The sequence below is a fragment of the Nocardia pneumoniae NBRC 100136 genome (assembly GCF_000308755.1).
Classification (GTDB): Bacteria; Actinomycetota; Actinomycetes; order Mycobacteriales; family Mycobacteriaceae; genus Nocardia; species Nocardia pneumoniae.
In genome coordinates this window covers 38497-52974 of sequence record NZ_BAGF01000027.1, presented here as the reverse complement: position 1 = coordinate 52974, position 14478 = coordinate 38497, and the positions used below count along the sequence as shown (strand labels likewise).

The 14478-nt window shown below is 67.7% G+C and carries 16 protein-coding genes; 8 read left to right on the top strand and 8 right to left on the bottom strand.

What is annotated here, in order from left to right; all coding sequences use genetic code 11:
• Positions 1–2: 2 nt before the first annotated feature.
• From ON34_RS07550 to ON34_RS07540, 3 genes are all read right to left on the bottom strand, one after another.
• Positions 3–887 (bottom strand): glycosyltransferase family 2 protein, encoded by an 885-nt coding sequence (locus tag ON34_RS07550; protein WP_245547927.1) that lies wholly within the window; start codon positions 885–887, stop codon positions 3–5.
• Entirely contained in the window at positions 884–1702 is an 819-nt protein-coding gene (locus tag ON34_RS07545; RefSeq protein WP_245547926.1) for a polysaccharide pyruvyl transferase family protein, read from the bottom strand. The genes ON34_RS07550 and ON34_RS07545 overlap by 4 nt, the downstream gene beginning before the upstream one ends.
• A 98-nt stretch (positions 1703–1800) precedes the next feature.
• Entirely contained in the window at positions 1801–3192 is a 1392-nt protein-coding gene (locus tag ON34_RS07540) for an aldehyde dehydrogenase family protein (protein ID WP_245547925.1), read from the bottom strand.
• Between the two features lie 116 nt (positions 3193–3308).
• Between ON34_RS07540 and ON34_RS07535 the strand changes: the two genes are divergently transcribed.
• From ON34_RS07535 to ON34_RS07510, 6 genes are all read left to right on the top strand, one after another.
• Positions 3309–4289, top strand: coding sequence for a glycosyltransferase (locus ON34_RS07535; protein WP_040776016.1), 981 nt, complete (start codon positions 3309–3311; stop codon positions 4287–4289).
• Entirely contained in the window at positions 4286–5251 is a 966-nt protein-coding gene (locus ON34_RS07530; RefSeq protein ID WP_040776015.1) for a UDP-glucuronic acid decarboxylase family protein, read from the top strand. Before ON34_RS07535 ends, ON34_RS07530 begins: the two co-directional genes overlap by 4 nt.
• Before the next feature lie 98 nt (positions 5252–5349).
• The gene (locus ON34_RS07525; protein ID WP_040776013.1) at positions 5350–6969 is read left to right on the top strand and encodes a carbamoyltransferase family protein; all 1620 of its coding nucleotides are present in this window, start codon (positions 5350–5352) and stop codon (positions 6967–6969) included.
• On the top strand, positions 6969–7955 hold the full coding sequence (locus tag ON34_RS07520) for a glycosyltransferase family 2 protein (RefSeq protein WP_051022242.1): 987 nt from the start codon (positions 6969–6971) through the stop codon (positions 7953–7955). Before ON34_RS07525 ends, ON34_RS07520 begins: the two co-directional genes overlap by 1 nt.
• Positions 7956–7998: 43 nt before the next feature.
• Positions 7999–8943 carry a glycosyltransferase family 9 protein gene (locus tag ON34_RS07515; RefSeq protein ID WP_040776012.1) on the top strand — a complete coding sequence of 315 codons (945 nt, stop codon included), beginning with the start codon at positions 7999–8001 and terminating at the stop codon, positions 8941–8943.
• Complete coding sequence (locus tag ON34_RS07510) at positions 8936–10258, top strand: UDP-glucose dehydrogenase family protein (RefSeq protein WP_040776011.1); 1323 nt, start codon at positions 8936–8938, stop codon at positions 10256–10258. Before ON34_RS07515 ends, ON34_RS07510 begins: the two co-directional genes overlap by 8 nt.
• Here ON34_RS07510 and ON34_RS34385 read toward each other — a convergent pair.
• From ON34_RS34385 to ON34_RS34380, 4 genes are all read right to left on the bottom strand, one after another.
• Entirely contained in the window at positions 10187–10858 is a 672-nt protein-coding gene (locus ON34_RS34385; protein ID WP_051022241.1) for a TetR/AcrR family transcriptional regulator, read from the bottom strand. The genes ON34_RS07510 and ON34_RS34385 overlap by 72 nt on opposite strands.
• Positions 10859–10929: 71 nt before the next feature.
• The gene (locus ON34_RS36730; protein ID WP_051022240.1) at positions 10930–11217 is read right to left on the bottom strand and encodes a hypothetical protein; all 288 of its coding nucleotides are present in this window, start codon (positions 11215–11217) and stop codon (positions 10930–10932) included.
• A gap of 360 nt (positions 11218–11577) precedes the next feature.
• Positions 11578–12135: a GNAT family N-acetyltransferase gene (locus tag ON34_RS07495; protein ID WP_040776492.1), complete on the bottom strand. Its 558-nt coding sequence runs from the start codon at positions 12133–12135 to the stop codon at positions 11578–11580.
• Between the two features lie 90 nt (positions 12136–12225).
• On the bottom strand, positions 12226–12477 hold the full coding sequence (locus tag ON34_RS34380) for a tyrosine-type recombinase/integrase (protein ID WP_218003858.1): 252 nt from the start codon (positions 12475–12477) through the stop codon (positions 12226–12228).
• Positions 12478–12808: 331 nt separating this feature from the next.
• Between ON34_RS34380 and ON34_RS37420 the strand changes: the two genes are divergently transcribed.
• Entirely contained in the window at positions 12809–13219 is a 411-nt protein-coding gene (locus ON34_RS37420; RefSeq protein WP_245547923.1) for a hypothetical protein, read from the top strand.
• Complete coding sequence (locus ON34_RS38485) at positions 13129–13818, top strand: VanZ family protein (RefSeq protein ID WP_373291884.1); 690 nt, start codon at positions 13129–13131, stop codon at positions 13816–13818. The genes ON34_RS37420 and ON34_RS38485 overlap by 91 nt, the downstream gene beginning before the upstream one ends.
• Here ON34_RS38485 and ON34_RS07480 read toward each other — a convergent pair.
• Positions 13699–14016: a DUF222 domain-containing protein gene (locus tag ON34_RS07480; protein ID WP_245547922.1), complete on the bottom strand. Its 318-nt coding sequence runs from the start codon at positions 14014–14016 to the stop codon at positions 13699–13701. The two genes, ON34_RS38485 and ON34_RS07480, sit on opposite strands and share 120 nt — an antisense overlap.
• Positions 14017–14478: the final 462 nt, after the last annotated feature.

Here is a 14478-nt window from a genome sequence, read left to right as displayed (position 1 = left end):
GGTCACTTCCTTCCCTCGGCGAGTTCCAGGGTCCTGGCCTGGCGTTCCACCTCCGGCGGCAGCCCACGCCGCTGCGCCAGCGCCCACGGCAGGCGGCGAACGATCCCCGCGATCGCCAGCAATGTCCCTGGGTCGCGCACCGCGCTGCGCAGCAGACCGGCGGACTCGGCCGCGCACCGCCGCAGCGGCCGCCGCATCCAGGCGATCAACGCGTTGTTGCGCTGTTCGACCCGCCTGCGCCAGGCCGGAGGTGGACGCCGCTTCGACGGGTGGTGGTGGGCGCGCACGTCCGCCACGTAACAGAGGTGCCAGCCACAGGCCGCGAGGTCGAGTGACAGCAACCGTTCTTCGGCGCCGAAATGCAGCAGCGGACTGAATCCGGCGGCCTGCAGGTATGCCTCCCGCCGGACGATCGCCGCACACGCCAGGAAGCCGAGAATCAACGGCCCCGGCAGGTCAGGGGGGTGGCCGAGCGGGCTGGTCGCCATCAGTTCGTTGACGGGATCGTCACGGTGGTCGGCGCCGACGAGCGTGCGTCCCGCTACCAGGCCCAGCCGAGGGTGGGCGTCCAGCACCCGCTCTGCTTCCGAGAGCGCGTCACCGGCCCACCACGAATCGTCGTCACTGAAGGCAACGTAGGGCGTCCGGGCGATCGCGACGCCGAGGTTGCGCGCCGCCGCCCCGAGATTGCGCGACAGCCGGATGACCCGCACGTCCGGGAACGACTCCGCCGCGCCGACGGTGTCGTCCATGGAAGCGTTGTCCAGCACCACGATCGCGGGACGCGGCCGCAGCGCGTGCAACTCGGTCAAGGTACGGGTCAATTCGGACGCGCGGTTACGGGTGGCGATGACAACGGTCGTCTTCGCCAGGGTCCGAGGAGTCACACCGACCGTCCCGCGAGCAGCTCATCGAGCAGGTCTCGGGTCAAGGCGTCGGCCGCGGGGAACTCCCGTCGCCGCGCGCGTTCCCGCCCCGCCGGGGACAGACACCAACTCCACCAATGGTCGAACGCGTCTGCGTCGACGGTTTGCTCGGCGGGGACCAGCGCGGGCCAGTTCAGCGCACCTGCCTGCGCGGTGATCTTCCCTCCGCCCGCGATGGGATCCACCGCGAGGACCGGGACACCGGCGCGCAATCCCAGCACCAAGCCGTGCAGGCGAGTGGTGACCACCGCGTCGAGGCGGGCGAACACCGACGCGAGTTGGTCGGGGGTACGGCAGTGGCGCCAGTCATCGGACGCAAGCCTGGTATCCAGCGGTAGGCGCGCGCAGTCGAGATCGCACAGCCAGCGCGTCAACGCCTCGTGCACCGACCGATGACGACGGGCCGCGCCGTATTCGGCCTGGCCCGGCGCGAATACGACGCCCACCACCGGAACGGTCACCGTGGACGCCGCGACGGCCATGTCCGGTCGCGCGGTGGACGGACCGTCGCGCGCCAACACCCGGTGGAACCCGGTGACCGCCGCGTCGGCGGGATCGAGAACGGAAACCCCCACCGCGATGCGTCGGCAGTTCGCGTACCGTTCGTGCAGGCACCGCACCTGCTCCCCGTGGGCTGGCCCGCACACGAACACGAGGTGCGAATAGCGTCCGGAATCGGCGTCGTCCAGATGCAACGCATCGGAACGGAAACCCGGACTCCACGCCGTGTCATGGGGTATTTCGGCGGATGCGAGAGCGTCGCACACCTGGCTCATGCTCAACACATCCCCAGCCGTCGCTTCCCCGTGCACAAAGCTGGGCCACCCGGTGACAAGTACCCGCATGTGTCCGCGCATACCCGGTGCACCGCAGGTCAATCAGCCACCACCGGACGCAGGTGCACGACCTTCGTCTGCGTCATCTCGTCCAGCAATTCCGGGCCGTAACCGAAGCCGGTTCCGCTGGCCCGGCGTGGGTGCGCCGCTCCGCCCGGCGCCCCACCGAACACCGCGTTGATCTTCACCGTGCCGACCGGCAGTTCCCGCCAGGCCCGCTGGGCATTGGCCATCGATGGAGTGAGCACGGTGGCCGCGAGCCCGTAGTCGTCGTTCGCGGCTTCGGCGATGCCCTGTTCGAACGTATCCACCACCCGTACCGGCGCGACCGGACCGAATGTTTCCTCACGCATGATCCGCATATTCGGATCGCAGTGCGTCAGCACGGTAGCCGGATAGTGCGCACCGGCACCGTCCGGCACGACACCACCCGTCAGCAATTCGGCCCCGTGGTCCACCGCGTCGCGTACGTGGGCGTGGACCTGATCGCGATGGCGCCGGTCGACCAACGGCGCCAACGTCCAGGACTCGGCTTCGGCGACCAGTGCCGCCAGAAATGCCTCCGCGACGTCCCGGTGCACGAAGATCCGCTCGACGGACACGCAGATCTGACCGGAGTTCGCGAACGCGCCGAGCGCCGCCTGCCCGGCGGCCCACACCGGATCCACACCGGCGTCCACGACGAGCGCGTCATTGCCGCCATTTTCCAGCAATGCCTTGGCGCCGGTGGCCGCAACGCTTTTCGCGATGGACCGTCCGGTGGTGGTGCTGCCGACGTGCGCGACGACGTCCACGTCGGGGCGTGCGGCGAGCAGTGCGCCGACCCGCCCGTCGCCTTGCACCGTCTGCAGCACACCCTCCGGGAGCCCACGGGCCAGCAGATCGCCGAGAAGACCGCCGGTATGCGGCGCGCGTTCACTCGGCTTGTACACGACCGTGTTTCCGGTGGCGAGCGCGGCTCCGAGTAAACCGCAGGACACCGCGACGGGGTCGTTCCACGGCGTCAGCGCGACGACGACGCCGCGAGGCTCCCACACCATGAGGTCGATCGCCTCGGACTCCCCCTGGAGGCTCTTTCCTCGGTGCACCGGTCCGAGTTCGGCGTATTGCTCCAATGTCGCGGCGCCGACCAGCACCCCCTCCTTGCTCTCCGAGCGCGGGCGTCCGGTTTCGACCTGGTTGAGCTCGGCGAGTTCGTCGGCACGCTCGCGCAGCAGGGCGGCGCCCGCACGTAGCGCGGCGGCCCGCTCAGCCGACGGAGTTCGCCCCCAGCTGGACTGAACGCGATTGGCCAGCTCTACCTTCAGATCGATGTCCGCGATACCGGTCATGGGCACCTTGCCGACGGGCGCACCGGTAGCGGGATCAACGATCTCGATCGTTTCGGTTGCCTGGTCCATGGGAAACGTGACGGCGTTCGGTCCGCTCATACCGCGGGCGATTACCTGCCGCCGACGGTTCAAACCCGTTGGTGGCGACAGCCGCACTGGGCTGCCCCGGGGCGGGGCCAGGTTTGATCCGGCGGCAAGAGGCAAGAGCTACCGACATGGCCCCCGAGATGACCACACAGCTCACCGTGCTGCTGTGGCACGTGCACGGGTCCTGGACGACTTCGTTCGTCCAGGGACCGCACCGTTACCTGATCCCCGTGCTGGAAGGCGGCGGGCCGTGGGGCCTCGGGCGGTGTGGCCGCGACTGGCCGTCCGCCGAGGACGTGCCCGCCGACGAGGTGCGCGAAACCGAGCCGGACGTGGTGATTCTGCAACGCCCGGAGGAAATCGACCTCGTCGAGCGGTGGCTGGGTCGCCGTCCCGGCGCCGATATTCCCGCGATCTACGTCGAGCACAACACGCCGCGTCCCAGCGCGGCCACCACCAGGCATCCGCTGGCGGATCGCACCGACATCCCGATCGTGCACGTAACGCATTTCAACGATCTGATGTGGGACAACGGAAGCGCGCCCACCCGCGTCGTGCCACACGGCATCGTGGACCCCGGCGCGCTGTACACCGGCGAGCTGCCGCACGGCGTAGCGCTGATCAACGAACCGATGCGGCGCGGAAGGATCACGGGAAGTGATCTGCTGCCCGACTTCGCGATGGCGGGGCCTATCGATGTGTACGGCATCGGAACCGATGGCTACACCGCGGACAGACCGACCGGACACCCGATTCGCGGAATCGGCGACTTCGAACAGTCGGTATTGCATCCGGAAATGGCGCGGCGAAGGGTATACCTGCACACCGCGCGGTGGACCTCGCTCGGATTGTCTCTCCTGGAAGCCATGCACCTCGCCATGCCGGTGGTGGCTCTCGCCACCACCGAGGCCGTGAACGCGGTGCCGCCGGAAGCCGGTGCCGTCTCGTCCGACGTCGCGACGCTCACCGCGAAGTTCCACGAATTACTCCACGAACCCGACCTGGCGGTACTCGCGGGCAAGTCGGGACGGCAGTTCGCGCTCGAGCATTACGGCCTCGACGTCTTCCTGCGCCGATGGGATTCCATACTCGCCGAGGTGACCGCATGAAGGAAGAACGCGCATTGGTCACCGGCGGTTGTGGATTCGTCGGATCACACCTGTGTGAGCAACTGCTCGACGCGGGCACAGCCGTGGTCGCGTTGGACAACTTCGCGACCTCCTCACCGGACAATGTCGCCCAACTGCTGGACCGGCCCGAATTCGACCTCATCCAGCACGACGTCACCGAGCCGTTGCCCATCGGCGGCTCCTTCGACGTCGTCTTCCATCTCGCGTCGGCCGCGTCGCCTCCGGACTACCTACGGCTGCCGATCGAGACGCTCCGGGCCGGTTCGCTCGGGACCGCCAACACCCTGGACCTGGCCGAGCGGAACCGAGCTCGATTCGTACTCGCCTCGACCAGCGAGGTATACGGTGACCCGGCCGTCCACCCGCAACCCGAGAATTACTGGGGCCACGTCAATCCGGTCGGTCCGCGCAGCGTCTACGACGAGGCGAAACGGTATGCCGAGGCGTTGACCATGGCTTTTCGCCGGGAACGGGGCGTGAATACCGGAATCGCCCGGATTTTCAATACCTACGGTCCGCGCATGCGTACCGACGACGGGCGAATGGTGCCCACATTCATCGCCCAGGCGTTGTCGGGCGCACCACTCACCATCGCGGGAACAGGTGAGCAGACCCGCTCGCTCTGTTACGTCGACGACACGGTGCGCGGCCTGATCGCGCTGGCGTCCACCGACTATCCGGGACCGGTGAACATCGGCAATCCGCATGAAGTCTCCGTCCAGTGCCTCGCCGAGGAAATCCGATCGGTGACCGGCAGCCGGTCCACGGTGCGGTACGTCGACAGCGCGATCGATGACCCGAAGCGGCGCTGCCCGGACATCTCGCTGGCCCGCCGCGAACTGGGCTGGCGGCCGGTGGTCGACCGGACCGAGGGGCTGCGCCGCACGATCGACTGGTTCGCCGGGCGCGCGGCCGTGTCGGCGGAAGAATCGCTGCGCTGACCAGCGCCTCGGTTTAGTGGTGATCTCGGCGGGTAGCGCCCCCCTATACGTCAGCGGGTAGACCGGCAGGTCCCGCGTCTCGAGTAGAAAGGCGGCCCGTGCGCATTCTCGGAATCAACGCGATATTCCACGATCCTGCCGCTGCCCTGATCGTGGACGGCGAAATCGTCGCTGCCGCCGAGGAAGAGCGGTTCACACGTCGCAAGCATGGCAAGCGGCCGGTGCCGTTCTCCGCGTGGGAGCTGCCCGAGCAAGCGGCCGCATGGTGCCTGGAGCGAGCCGGACTGCGTCCGGATCAGCTCGACGCGGTGGGCTACTCCTACGACCCGAGGCTGGTCGATCACTCGCTCGGCGGGCTCGACCGGAAAAGCGAAGGGACCCGGACGGACTACGCCTTCCGGGCGCCTGCTTTTCTCCAGGCCGCATTGCCCGGGCTCGATCCCACGATCGTGCGCTTCGTGCGACATCACCTGGCGCACGCCGCGTCCGCGGCGCTCGCGGCCCCATTCGGCGACTCCGCGGTCCTGGTGGCCGATGGACGCGGCGAAAGCCATTCCTATCTCGCCGGAGAATATCGGGACGGCAAGTTCGTGGAGTTGGCGTCCCAGCAGCTGCCGCACTCGCTCGGGCTGATGTACGAGGACCTCACCGCACATCTGGGATTCGCCCGGTCGAGCGACGAATACAAAGTCATGGCTCTCGCCTCCTACGGCACGCCACGGTTCCTCGACCGGTTCCGGGAACTCGTGTATTGCACCGGTGACGGTGGTTTCCGCACCGAACCCGTGGACTGGGAATGCTTCGCGCCCGCCGTGACCGGCGGTGAGATCGGCCAGGACCATGCCGACCTCACCGCGAGCGTCCAACGACGACTCGAAGAGGTGTTGTCGGAGTTGACTTCCTGGCTGCATCGTCAGACCGGGCAGCGCGACCTCACGCTGGCCGGTGGCATCGCCCTGAACTGCGTGGCCAACACCCGCCTGCACGCCGAAGGACCCTACGAACGAATCTGGGTGCAGCCAGCGGCGGGTGACGCGGGCACCGCGCTGGGCGCCGCGCTGCAATTGGCCGCCGAGTTCGGTGAACGTGCCACCCCGATGCGAGGGGCCGACCTCGGCCGCGAGTGGACCGACTCGGAGCTGGAAACCATTCTCCGCACGGCGAAGCTGAGGTACACGAAGTCCGACGACATCGCGGCCGACGTGGCGCAAGCGCTCGCGGAGGACCAGGTGGTGGCCTGGTTCCAAGGCAGGGCCGAATTCGGGCCGCGCGCACTAGGGCATCGTTCGCTGCTCGCGCATCCTGGCCGGTCGGCGAATCTCGAACGCCTCAACGATGTGAAGGGGCGAGAGCAGTTCCGGCCGCTCGCACCGATGGTGCTCGCCGACCGGGCATCCGAGATTTTCGGACGCGGACCGTTGCCGAGCCCGTACATGCTGTTCGTCCACGATGTCGCTGCGGCGTGGCGTGAACGAATCCCCGCCGTGACGCATGTGGACGGCACCGCGCGGGTGCAGACCGTCGATCCCGCCGACAACCCTCTCGTCGCACGAATGCTGTCGGAGTTCGACCGGCGCACCGGCTTGCCAGTGGTGGTCAACACCAGCTTGAACACCGCGGGCAGGCCGATGGTCGATTCGCCCCGCGACGCCCTCGAGTGCTTCGGTTCCGCCCCGATCGATCTGCTGGCCATCGGCCCGTTCCTGGTTCACCGCTGATGAACGTGGACTACAGCATCGTGATTCCGACGACGGGCCGGGCGAGCCTTCGTTCGCTGCTCGAGTCGCTCGACACCGCGGCGGGTCCGAAGCCACGAGAAATCATCGTGGTAGACGATCGGCCTGGAGGCGGGGAACTACCGCTGCCCGGCACGGTGCCTCCGGTGCGGGTCATCCGCTCGGGTGGCCGCGGACCCGCCGCGGCGAGGAACGCGGGTTGGCGGCAGGCCCGCGGCACGTGGATCGCCTTCCTCGATGACGATGTGATCACCGCGCCGGACTGGCCTGCCCGCTTGGCCGACGATCTGCGCGCTCTCGACGAGAAAACGGCGGCTTCCACGGCCCGCATCGAGGTTCCGCTGCCACAGCACCGTCGGCCGACCGACGACGAACGAGGAACCGCACGACTGGCCACCGCGCGGTGGATCACAGCCGACATGGCCTACCGCCGGTCGGCGCTGGCCGCGGTCGGCGGCTTCGACGAGCGGTTCCCGAGGGCATTCCGCGAGGACGCCGATCTGGCGATGCGGGTCTGCCTCGCCGGTTACGTCATCGCGTCCGGGCAGCGGCTCACTCGCCACCCGGTCCGCGTATCGGGGCCGATGGCCAGTGTGCGAGCACAACGCGGGAACGCCGACAACGCGTTGCTGCGGCGGAAGTACGGCCCTCGGTGGCGTCAGCGCATCGGCGAAGACCGCGGGCTCCTACCCCGCCACGCGCTCACCACGGCCGCGGGAACGGTGGCCATGGCGTTCGGCATCACAGGCCGCAAACGGCCCGCGCTCGCGTTCGCGGCCATCTGGACGACGCTGACCTGCGAATTCGCCGCGCGCCGGATCGCGCCGGGGCCCCGTACGCTCGGCGAGATCGGCCGGATGGCCGTCAGCAGTGCGCTGATCCCGCCAGCCGCGTGCTGGCATCGCCTGCGCGGTGAGCTGCGCCACCGGCACGCGACCCCGGCCGAAGCCATGGCGGACGTGCCGTGACAGGCCGGGTGCCGGGGTGCACATCGGAAGAGGGATCGCGGCCTTGACCCCCTCGATTCTCGTCCTCCGCGCGCTCGGGCTCGGCGACCTGCTGACCATCGTGCCCGCCCTGCGCGGGCTGAAGAACGCCTACCCGAACCACCGTGTGGTGCTCGCCGCGCCGGAAGGGCTCCGCGATCTGGTGGACCTCATCGACGCGGTCGACGAACTGCTGCCGACCGCGGGACTGGGTGCGCTGCAATGGCAGGGCACACCGCCGAGGCTGGCGGTCAACTTGCACGGCCGAGGGCCGGAAAGCATCCGTGATCTGCTGGCGGTAGGTCCGGACACCGTGTTGACCCATCGCCATCCGGATTTCCCCGATCTGCCCGGCCTCGACTGGCGCGACGACATGCACGAGGTGGACCGCTGGTGCCGACTGCTGGAGTGCGGAGGGATTGCCGCCGATCGAACCGCGCTGCTGCTACCCGCGCCACCCCGGCCCGCCCCTGAGTCGAACGTGGTCGTGATCCATCCCGGAGCGGCCTATCCCGCACGGCGCTGGCCATCCGAACGTTTCGCCCGAGTGGCGCGGGAACTCACTGCCGACGGCCACCGCGTCGTGATCACCGGTACGCGCGGCGAGATACCGCTGGCGAACGCGGTCGCCGAGAGAGCGGGCCTACCGCCGTCAGCGGTGTACGCGGGACGCACCGACTTGGCCGAACTCGCCGCGCTGGTGGCCGACGCGGCACTGGTCGTGTGCGGAGACACCGGTGTGGGACATCTCGCCACCGCCTTCGGCACACCATCGGTACTGCTGTTCGGGCCCACGCCTCCGGATCGGTGGGGGCCGCCCGCCGCCGTGAAACACCACGTAGCGCTGTGGGCCGGGCACATCGGCGATCCGCACAGCGACTATCCGGATTCCGGGCTGCTCATGCTGCGACCCGAACATGTCCTGACCGCCGCGACCGGGTTGCTCGCGGAGAAGGTGCGCCATGGGTAGCCGGGTCGGCGTGGTAGGCGCCGGATACGTGGGGCTCACCAGTGCCGCTTGCCTGGCTCACCTAGGACATCACGTGGTCTGTGTCGACAATGACGAGGCCAAAGTCGAGGCTCTTCGCGCGGGTACGGTTCCGATCGTCGAGCCCGGCTTGCCGGAACTGGTTCGAGAAGGGCTCGTGGAGAACCGGCTCTTCTTCACCTCCGAGCCAGGGGCGTTGCACGAATGCGAAGTGGTCCTGCTGTGCCTTCCTACGCCCATGGGCACTGGTGGTACGGCCGACCTCGGCGTGCTCGAAGACGCGCTCGAGACCTTGTCCGGCGTCCTGTCGCCGGAGTGCGTGCTCGTCACCAAGTCCACCGTTCCGGTGGGGACGGCTGCGCGGATCGCCGCGCGGTCCGGTCTCGCGAACGCGGTCATCAGCAATCCCGAATTCCTCCGGGAGGGACACGCGGTGCACGACTTCCTGCACCCCGACCGTGTCCTCGTCGGCGCGGCCGAGCGGGATCGGGAATCGGCCGACCGCGTCGCGGCGCTCTACGCCGGAACGGGCGCGCCGGTACTGCGATCGGACCCGGCCAGCGCGGAACTCGCCAAGTACGCCAGCAACGCGTTTCTCGCGGTCAAGATCTCGTTTGTGAACACGCTGGCCGAACTGTGCGAACAGATGGGCGCCGACATCACGGAGGTCACCACCGCGATGGGAATGGACGATCGGATCGGTCCGGCCTTCCTCGCGCCCGGCCCGGGCTGGGGCGGCTCGTGCCTGCCCAAGGACACGCGCGCGCTCTTGCGGGCCGCGAAGGAATCCGGAGTGGATTTCGCGATGGTCCGTGACGCCTTGCGAGCCAACGACCATCAGCACGCGATGGTCATGCGCAAGATCCGCCGCGCGGTCACCGGTGCGGTCGACGGCTCACTCTCTGGAACGCGGATCGGCGTGCTCGGCCTCACATTCAAGGCCGGGACGGGCGACCTGCGCGACTCCCCCGCCGTCGCGGTCGCGCGGCAACTCTCCCACCACGACGCCACCGTCACCGCCTACGACCCGTGTGTCCCGGAGTCACGCGCTCCCAAAATAGACGGCATCCGGGTCGTAGACGACCCATATCTGGTGGCGACAAACGCCGCCGCGATCGTGATCCTCACCGAGTGGCCCGAGTTCCGTTCACTCGACTGGACGAGGCTCGCGACCGCCGTCGACCGGCCCGTCATCGTGGACACCCGAAACCTGCTCGACGAACGGCTACTGAGCGGCACGGGATTCACCGTGCTCGGCACCGGCACCGCCAGGTCGTCCGGAGACAGAGGGACCTGATGGGCTCTGCTTTTCGTCCCGGCGCGCCGGTTCTGGTGAGGTGAGGTGGCGGCTGAATCCGTCTAGCAGGGCCACCACTGCGAGGCCGAAGTGATCGGTTCCCGCTGCCGCGTCGTCGGCGGCGGCCAGGAGGTTGTAGTCGGGGGAATCCGGTGCGGGTTTGCGACTGCGGTCGGCGATGTCGCCAGCTTTCGCCAGCATGTGACCGGTGACGTATTCCTGCAGGGACCGCGTGAGCTGTAGCGCGGTCCCTGGCCGGAACCCTGCCGTCTGCACGGAGGCGATCATCCGATTTCCGATGTCGATGGCCGCACTGTTTCGGACCGGCCGACCGGCGAGGACCTGCACCGCTTTCGGATGCCGGTCCAGCATCGAGCGCAGCCGCAGCGCATACGAGCGCATCAGCTCGCGCCAGTCGGCGTGCCAGGGCAGATCGTTCAGGTCCAGTTCGGCGAACATCGCGGCGGCCACCGCATCGAGCAAGTCCTGCTGGTCACTGAAATGCCGATACGTTGCCATCGGATCCACGCCCAATGCCGCGGCAAGCTTCCGCATCGAGAAACCATCGACTCCAGTCTCATCGATCACCGACAACGCCACGGCCGCAATGTAGTCGCGGTTCAGGACAGCTCTGGTCGGCGCATCCCGGCGCGGTCTGGAAGTCTTCCTGGTCACGGCGCGAGCTCTTCGAGCACCGCCCGCAGCCGGTCGGCGAACTCGGCGGGGTGGGTTTGGTATGCGGTGTGCCCGCCCGGAAACACGGTGCAGATCGTGCCGACCTCGCGCGCGAGGGTCTCGGCGGTCGTGTGATACGGGCGCCCGACACTGTCGCGGCCCACCGCCGGACGCCACGGCACGGTAGTGGCGCGCACCGCGTCGAGGTCGGGCCGGTAGTCGAAGCAGAAGCAGGGCAGTTCTCGGCGCAACAGCAGATCGACATTGCCGAGCATGCGTGTCATCACCTGTACGGGCTCCGGCGGGAGGACCGGGAGACACGTGCCACGATGGTGCGCGCCATCGCCGAGGGCAAACCGGCGGAGGGCATACCTACCGAGGCCGCCTCGATCCTCACCCGGCGCGCACCGATCGCCGCGGCGATGTCCGTATTCGCGCGTGCGTTCCCGCAGGAGAGCCGCAGCACCCGTATCCGGACCAGGAGACCCGCCGCCTGCTGGACGGCCAGGCCGCTGTGCTCGCCCAGCCCGTGTGACGGACCGGAAGCGGGTGGCCTCGGTGGCAGTTGCAGATACCCTGGCCGGCAATATATTTCGGGCCGCTCGACGCTCGCTCGGCGGCAAAGGCGGATCTTCGGCGAGGATCTAGCCGATCTGTCTGATCGCGGCATACAAGAGCATGTCCACACGCTTCCCGCCGATTTCCTGATGGCTTCGAAGGAGCCCCTCCCGCTCATATCCCGCGAGTTCCGCCGTGCGCACGGAGGCCACATTCCATGGCTCTATATAGAGCTCGATTCGACATAGCTCCGATATGGACCAGGCGAACCGAGTCAGCGCGATGAGTGCTTGACCTGCGATCCCGCGGCCTCGGCTGCGAGGCGCGACGGAGTAGCCCGCTGTCGCCCGGCCTGCATCAATAGGCGCGAGCCATAGACCGGCCGTTCCGACCGCCTCGTCGGTGTCGTTGTCCGCCACGCAGAAGGAGTAACCAACGCCGGTGTCAAGGCGACTGAGCTGCCGCTCGATGTATGCGAGAGCATCCTCGTGGCTGGCTTTGCCGACTAGCGACCCGATCTGTGGCACGTACGGATCGGTCGACAGGTCCATGATCATGCCAACGTCACGGAGCTCGAAAGCTCGCAGACGCACGTCCCTGAACGTTGGAGCGACCGACGGCATCACAAGCTCGGCGAGATTCATGTAAACGATCTTCTCCGCATTCCGCCGGGTAAGCGACATGATTTCGGGGAAGCCGACGCACGCTCATCGGCATGTGCGTGCGTTGAGTTGTCATGTGCCCGAGGCCATGTAGGCGGCGAGGATGTAGTTGGCGTGCCGATCGAGATTGGTTCGAGCGCGGTCGTAACGCATCGTCGTGCGAGGGTCGGCGTGACGAGCAACGATCTGAACATCGCGTAGATCGACCCCGGCGTCGAGCATGGTCGTGACGAAGGTGTGGCGCAGCATGTGCGGATGCATGTGTGGAAGCCGGACCACCGACACCTTGGCTAGCGCTCGAAGGCGCCGCAGCGGGATCAGCACGATCTTGGAGCCTTTCCCGACTACGCGCGGGACTCGGTGGCCTGTTCTTCGCCGATATAGGTCGTCGCCAGCGAAGGCGACGTCGATGTGTGCTGAAGTACTCATGCACAACGATGCCCGCACAAAGCTGCGACAGTCAGTCGGTGCCGCCACGGACCATCGGATCCGCGCGGGTCGCGGCTATTACAGGGCACTTGGCGCTCACTCGATTTCAGGGCCCTCCGCAGAGCGTGGGCGGCGATGGGTGCAGGCTGCGTGTGGGGGATTTCGGCCAGTTCTGTGGCGCTGGTTAGTTGGATGATACTGGCGGTGTGAACGGGACGTGGGAGGCGTGGGGTGGGTTGTGATCGCCGCGATCGGCGCGATACCGGCAGCCGGTCTCGCGGCCTGGTGGCTGACTGGGCGGCGCGGGTGGCGGGCGGCGCTGTGCGATGTCGGGATGGTGATCGGTACCGCGCCGTGGTTGTGGATGATTTTCACGCCGACCGGAACGGGTCGCTCGGTGAATCTCGTGCCGCTGCGTGATCTGGCCGAGCAACTGGCCGACGACCGGGTAATCGAGCAGTTCGGCGGGAATCTGCTGGTCTTCGCCGCACTCGCTTCCTGTTGCCGGTGCGCCGACCCCGGTTCGCCCGCTCGCACCGCATCCTGTTGGCCGGAGCAGCAGCTTCCATCGCGGTGGAGACTGCACAGTTCGCCCTCGCTATCGGCCGTCACTCATCCATCAACGACGTGCTGCTGAACGCGGCCGGTGCATGCCTGGCGGGCCAGCTCTCACAACATCTGTGGGCGTCGCGCGCATTTACCGACCGGTCCGAGCCGGCATTACCCGGAGAGCCGACAGGGGCCTCGTCTCCGAGCGAGACTGCGTCGGCCAGCCGACCTTCCCCGAGTAGGGAAATCATCGAGACGTGCGTGGCCGCTGGGTCGATGCCAACCATCCACGACGAGCTGCCGCGATCGACAGACCCACAGTCGAGACCGATCCCGCTGGATGCACGGAAATGCAACGGCAGATCAGTGCGTTCGTCCGGTCGAGATGAGCTCGACTCGTTGATCTTTCAGTCCTGCCGCATGGCGACTTCGAACCGCCCGCCTCCGGTGATACAGCGCATTTCGGAACGAGCCACAGTGGACGCGGCCCGTGCTGGCGCCTACACGGTGAACATGCAGTCGGTCCTCGCGGCCCTCCGACCAGAGGTCGAGGCAGCGGGCTCGGCCTCAGCTTGCTGCCGCCAGCACCCTCCATACCTTTCTGGAACGCGAGCGGGCCTGCGGAGCCGCGTATTCGATTCGCTGGCGCGCTTCGTGGGCACTGATCCGCAGCAGATCAGTCAATAGCTGCACGGTGTCCCGATAGCCGGTGTCTGCGGCGAGGCCACGACGCTCGGCTTCGGCGACGGCCGCGCGCATGGCAGCATCCAGTCGCCTCCGACGGCGTTCGGTTTCGACGAGGGTGCGCAGCAAATCGACATCGGCCAGTTCCGGCCATCCCGGTGCTGGAGCATCCGGCGCCGCCGCGATCGAATGTATGTTCACCTGAATCAGCCTACCTCAGCGTCGAACATATGTTCGGCAATTCGGCTTGCTGGATATGCCCGAGCCTGGCGTCACTGTCGGTGCGCTATTGGCGGCCTGGCGGCGCGGCGCATTCGCACGGCATTCGGCATGAGCGCGCACTCGAGTTGGCTGGAGCCAGCGGCTACGACGACCACCGTCCACAGCCGTTCACTTCCGAATCAACGCGTTGCGTAGCCGCCCCGCAGTGCATCGACGAGGGCTGAGATCCCAGAAGCATTTGCCGAACCCATGCCCGGCCCCAGCATGGATATAGACGCCGCCGAAGATGATCACGAACCCTGAGCGCTCCGGGGCGATACAGATCCAGCCCTCCTCGAAATGCCCTGCCCCCCACGGCCGCGCAGCTCGGACGGTAGAGATGCCATGCGACAGCAATCACCTCATTGTGATTCTTCGTACCGGAACCTCGGCTCATCACAC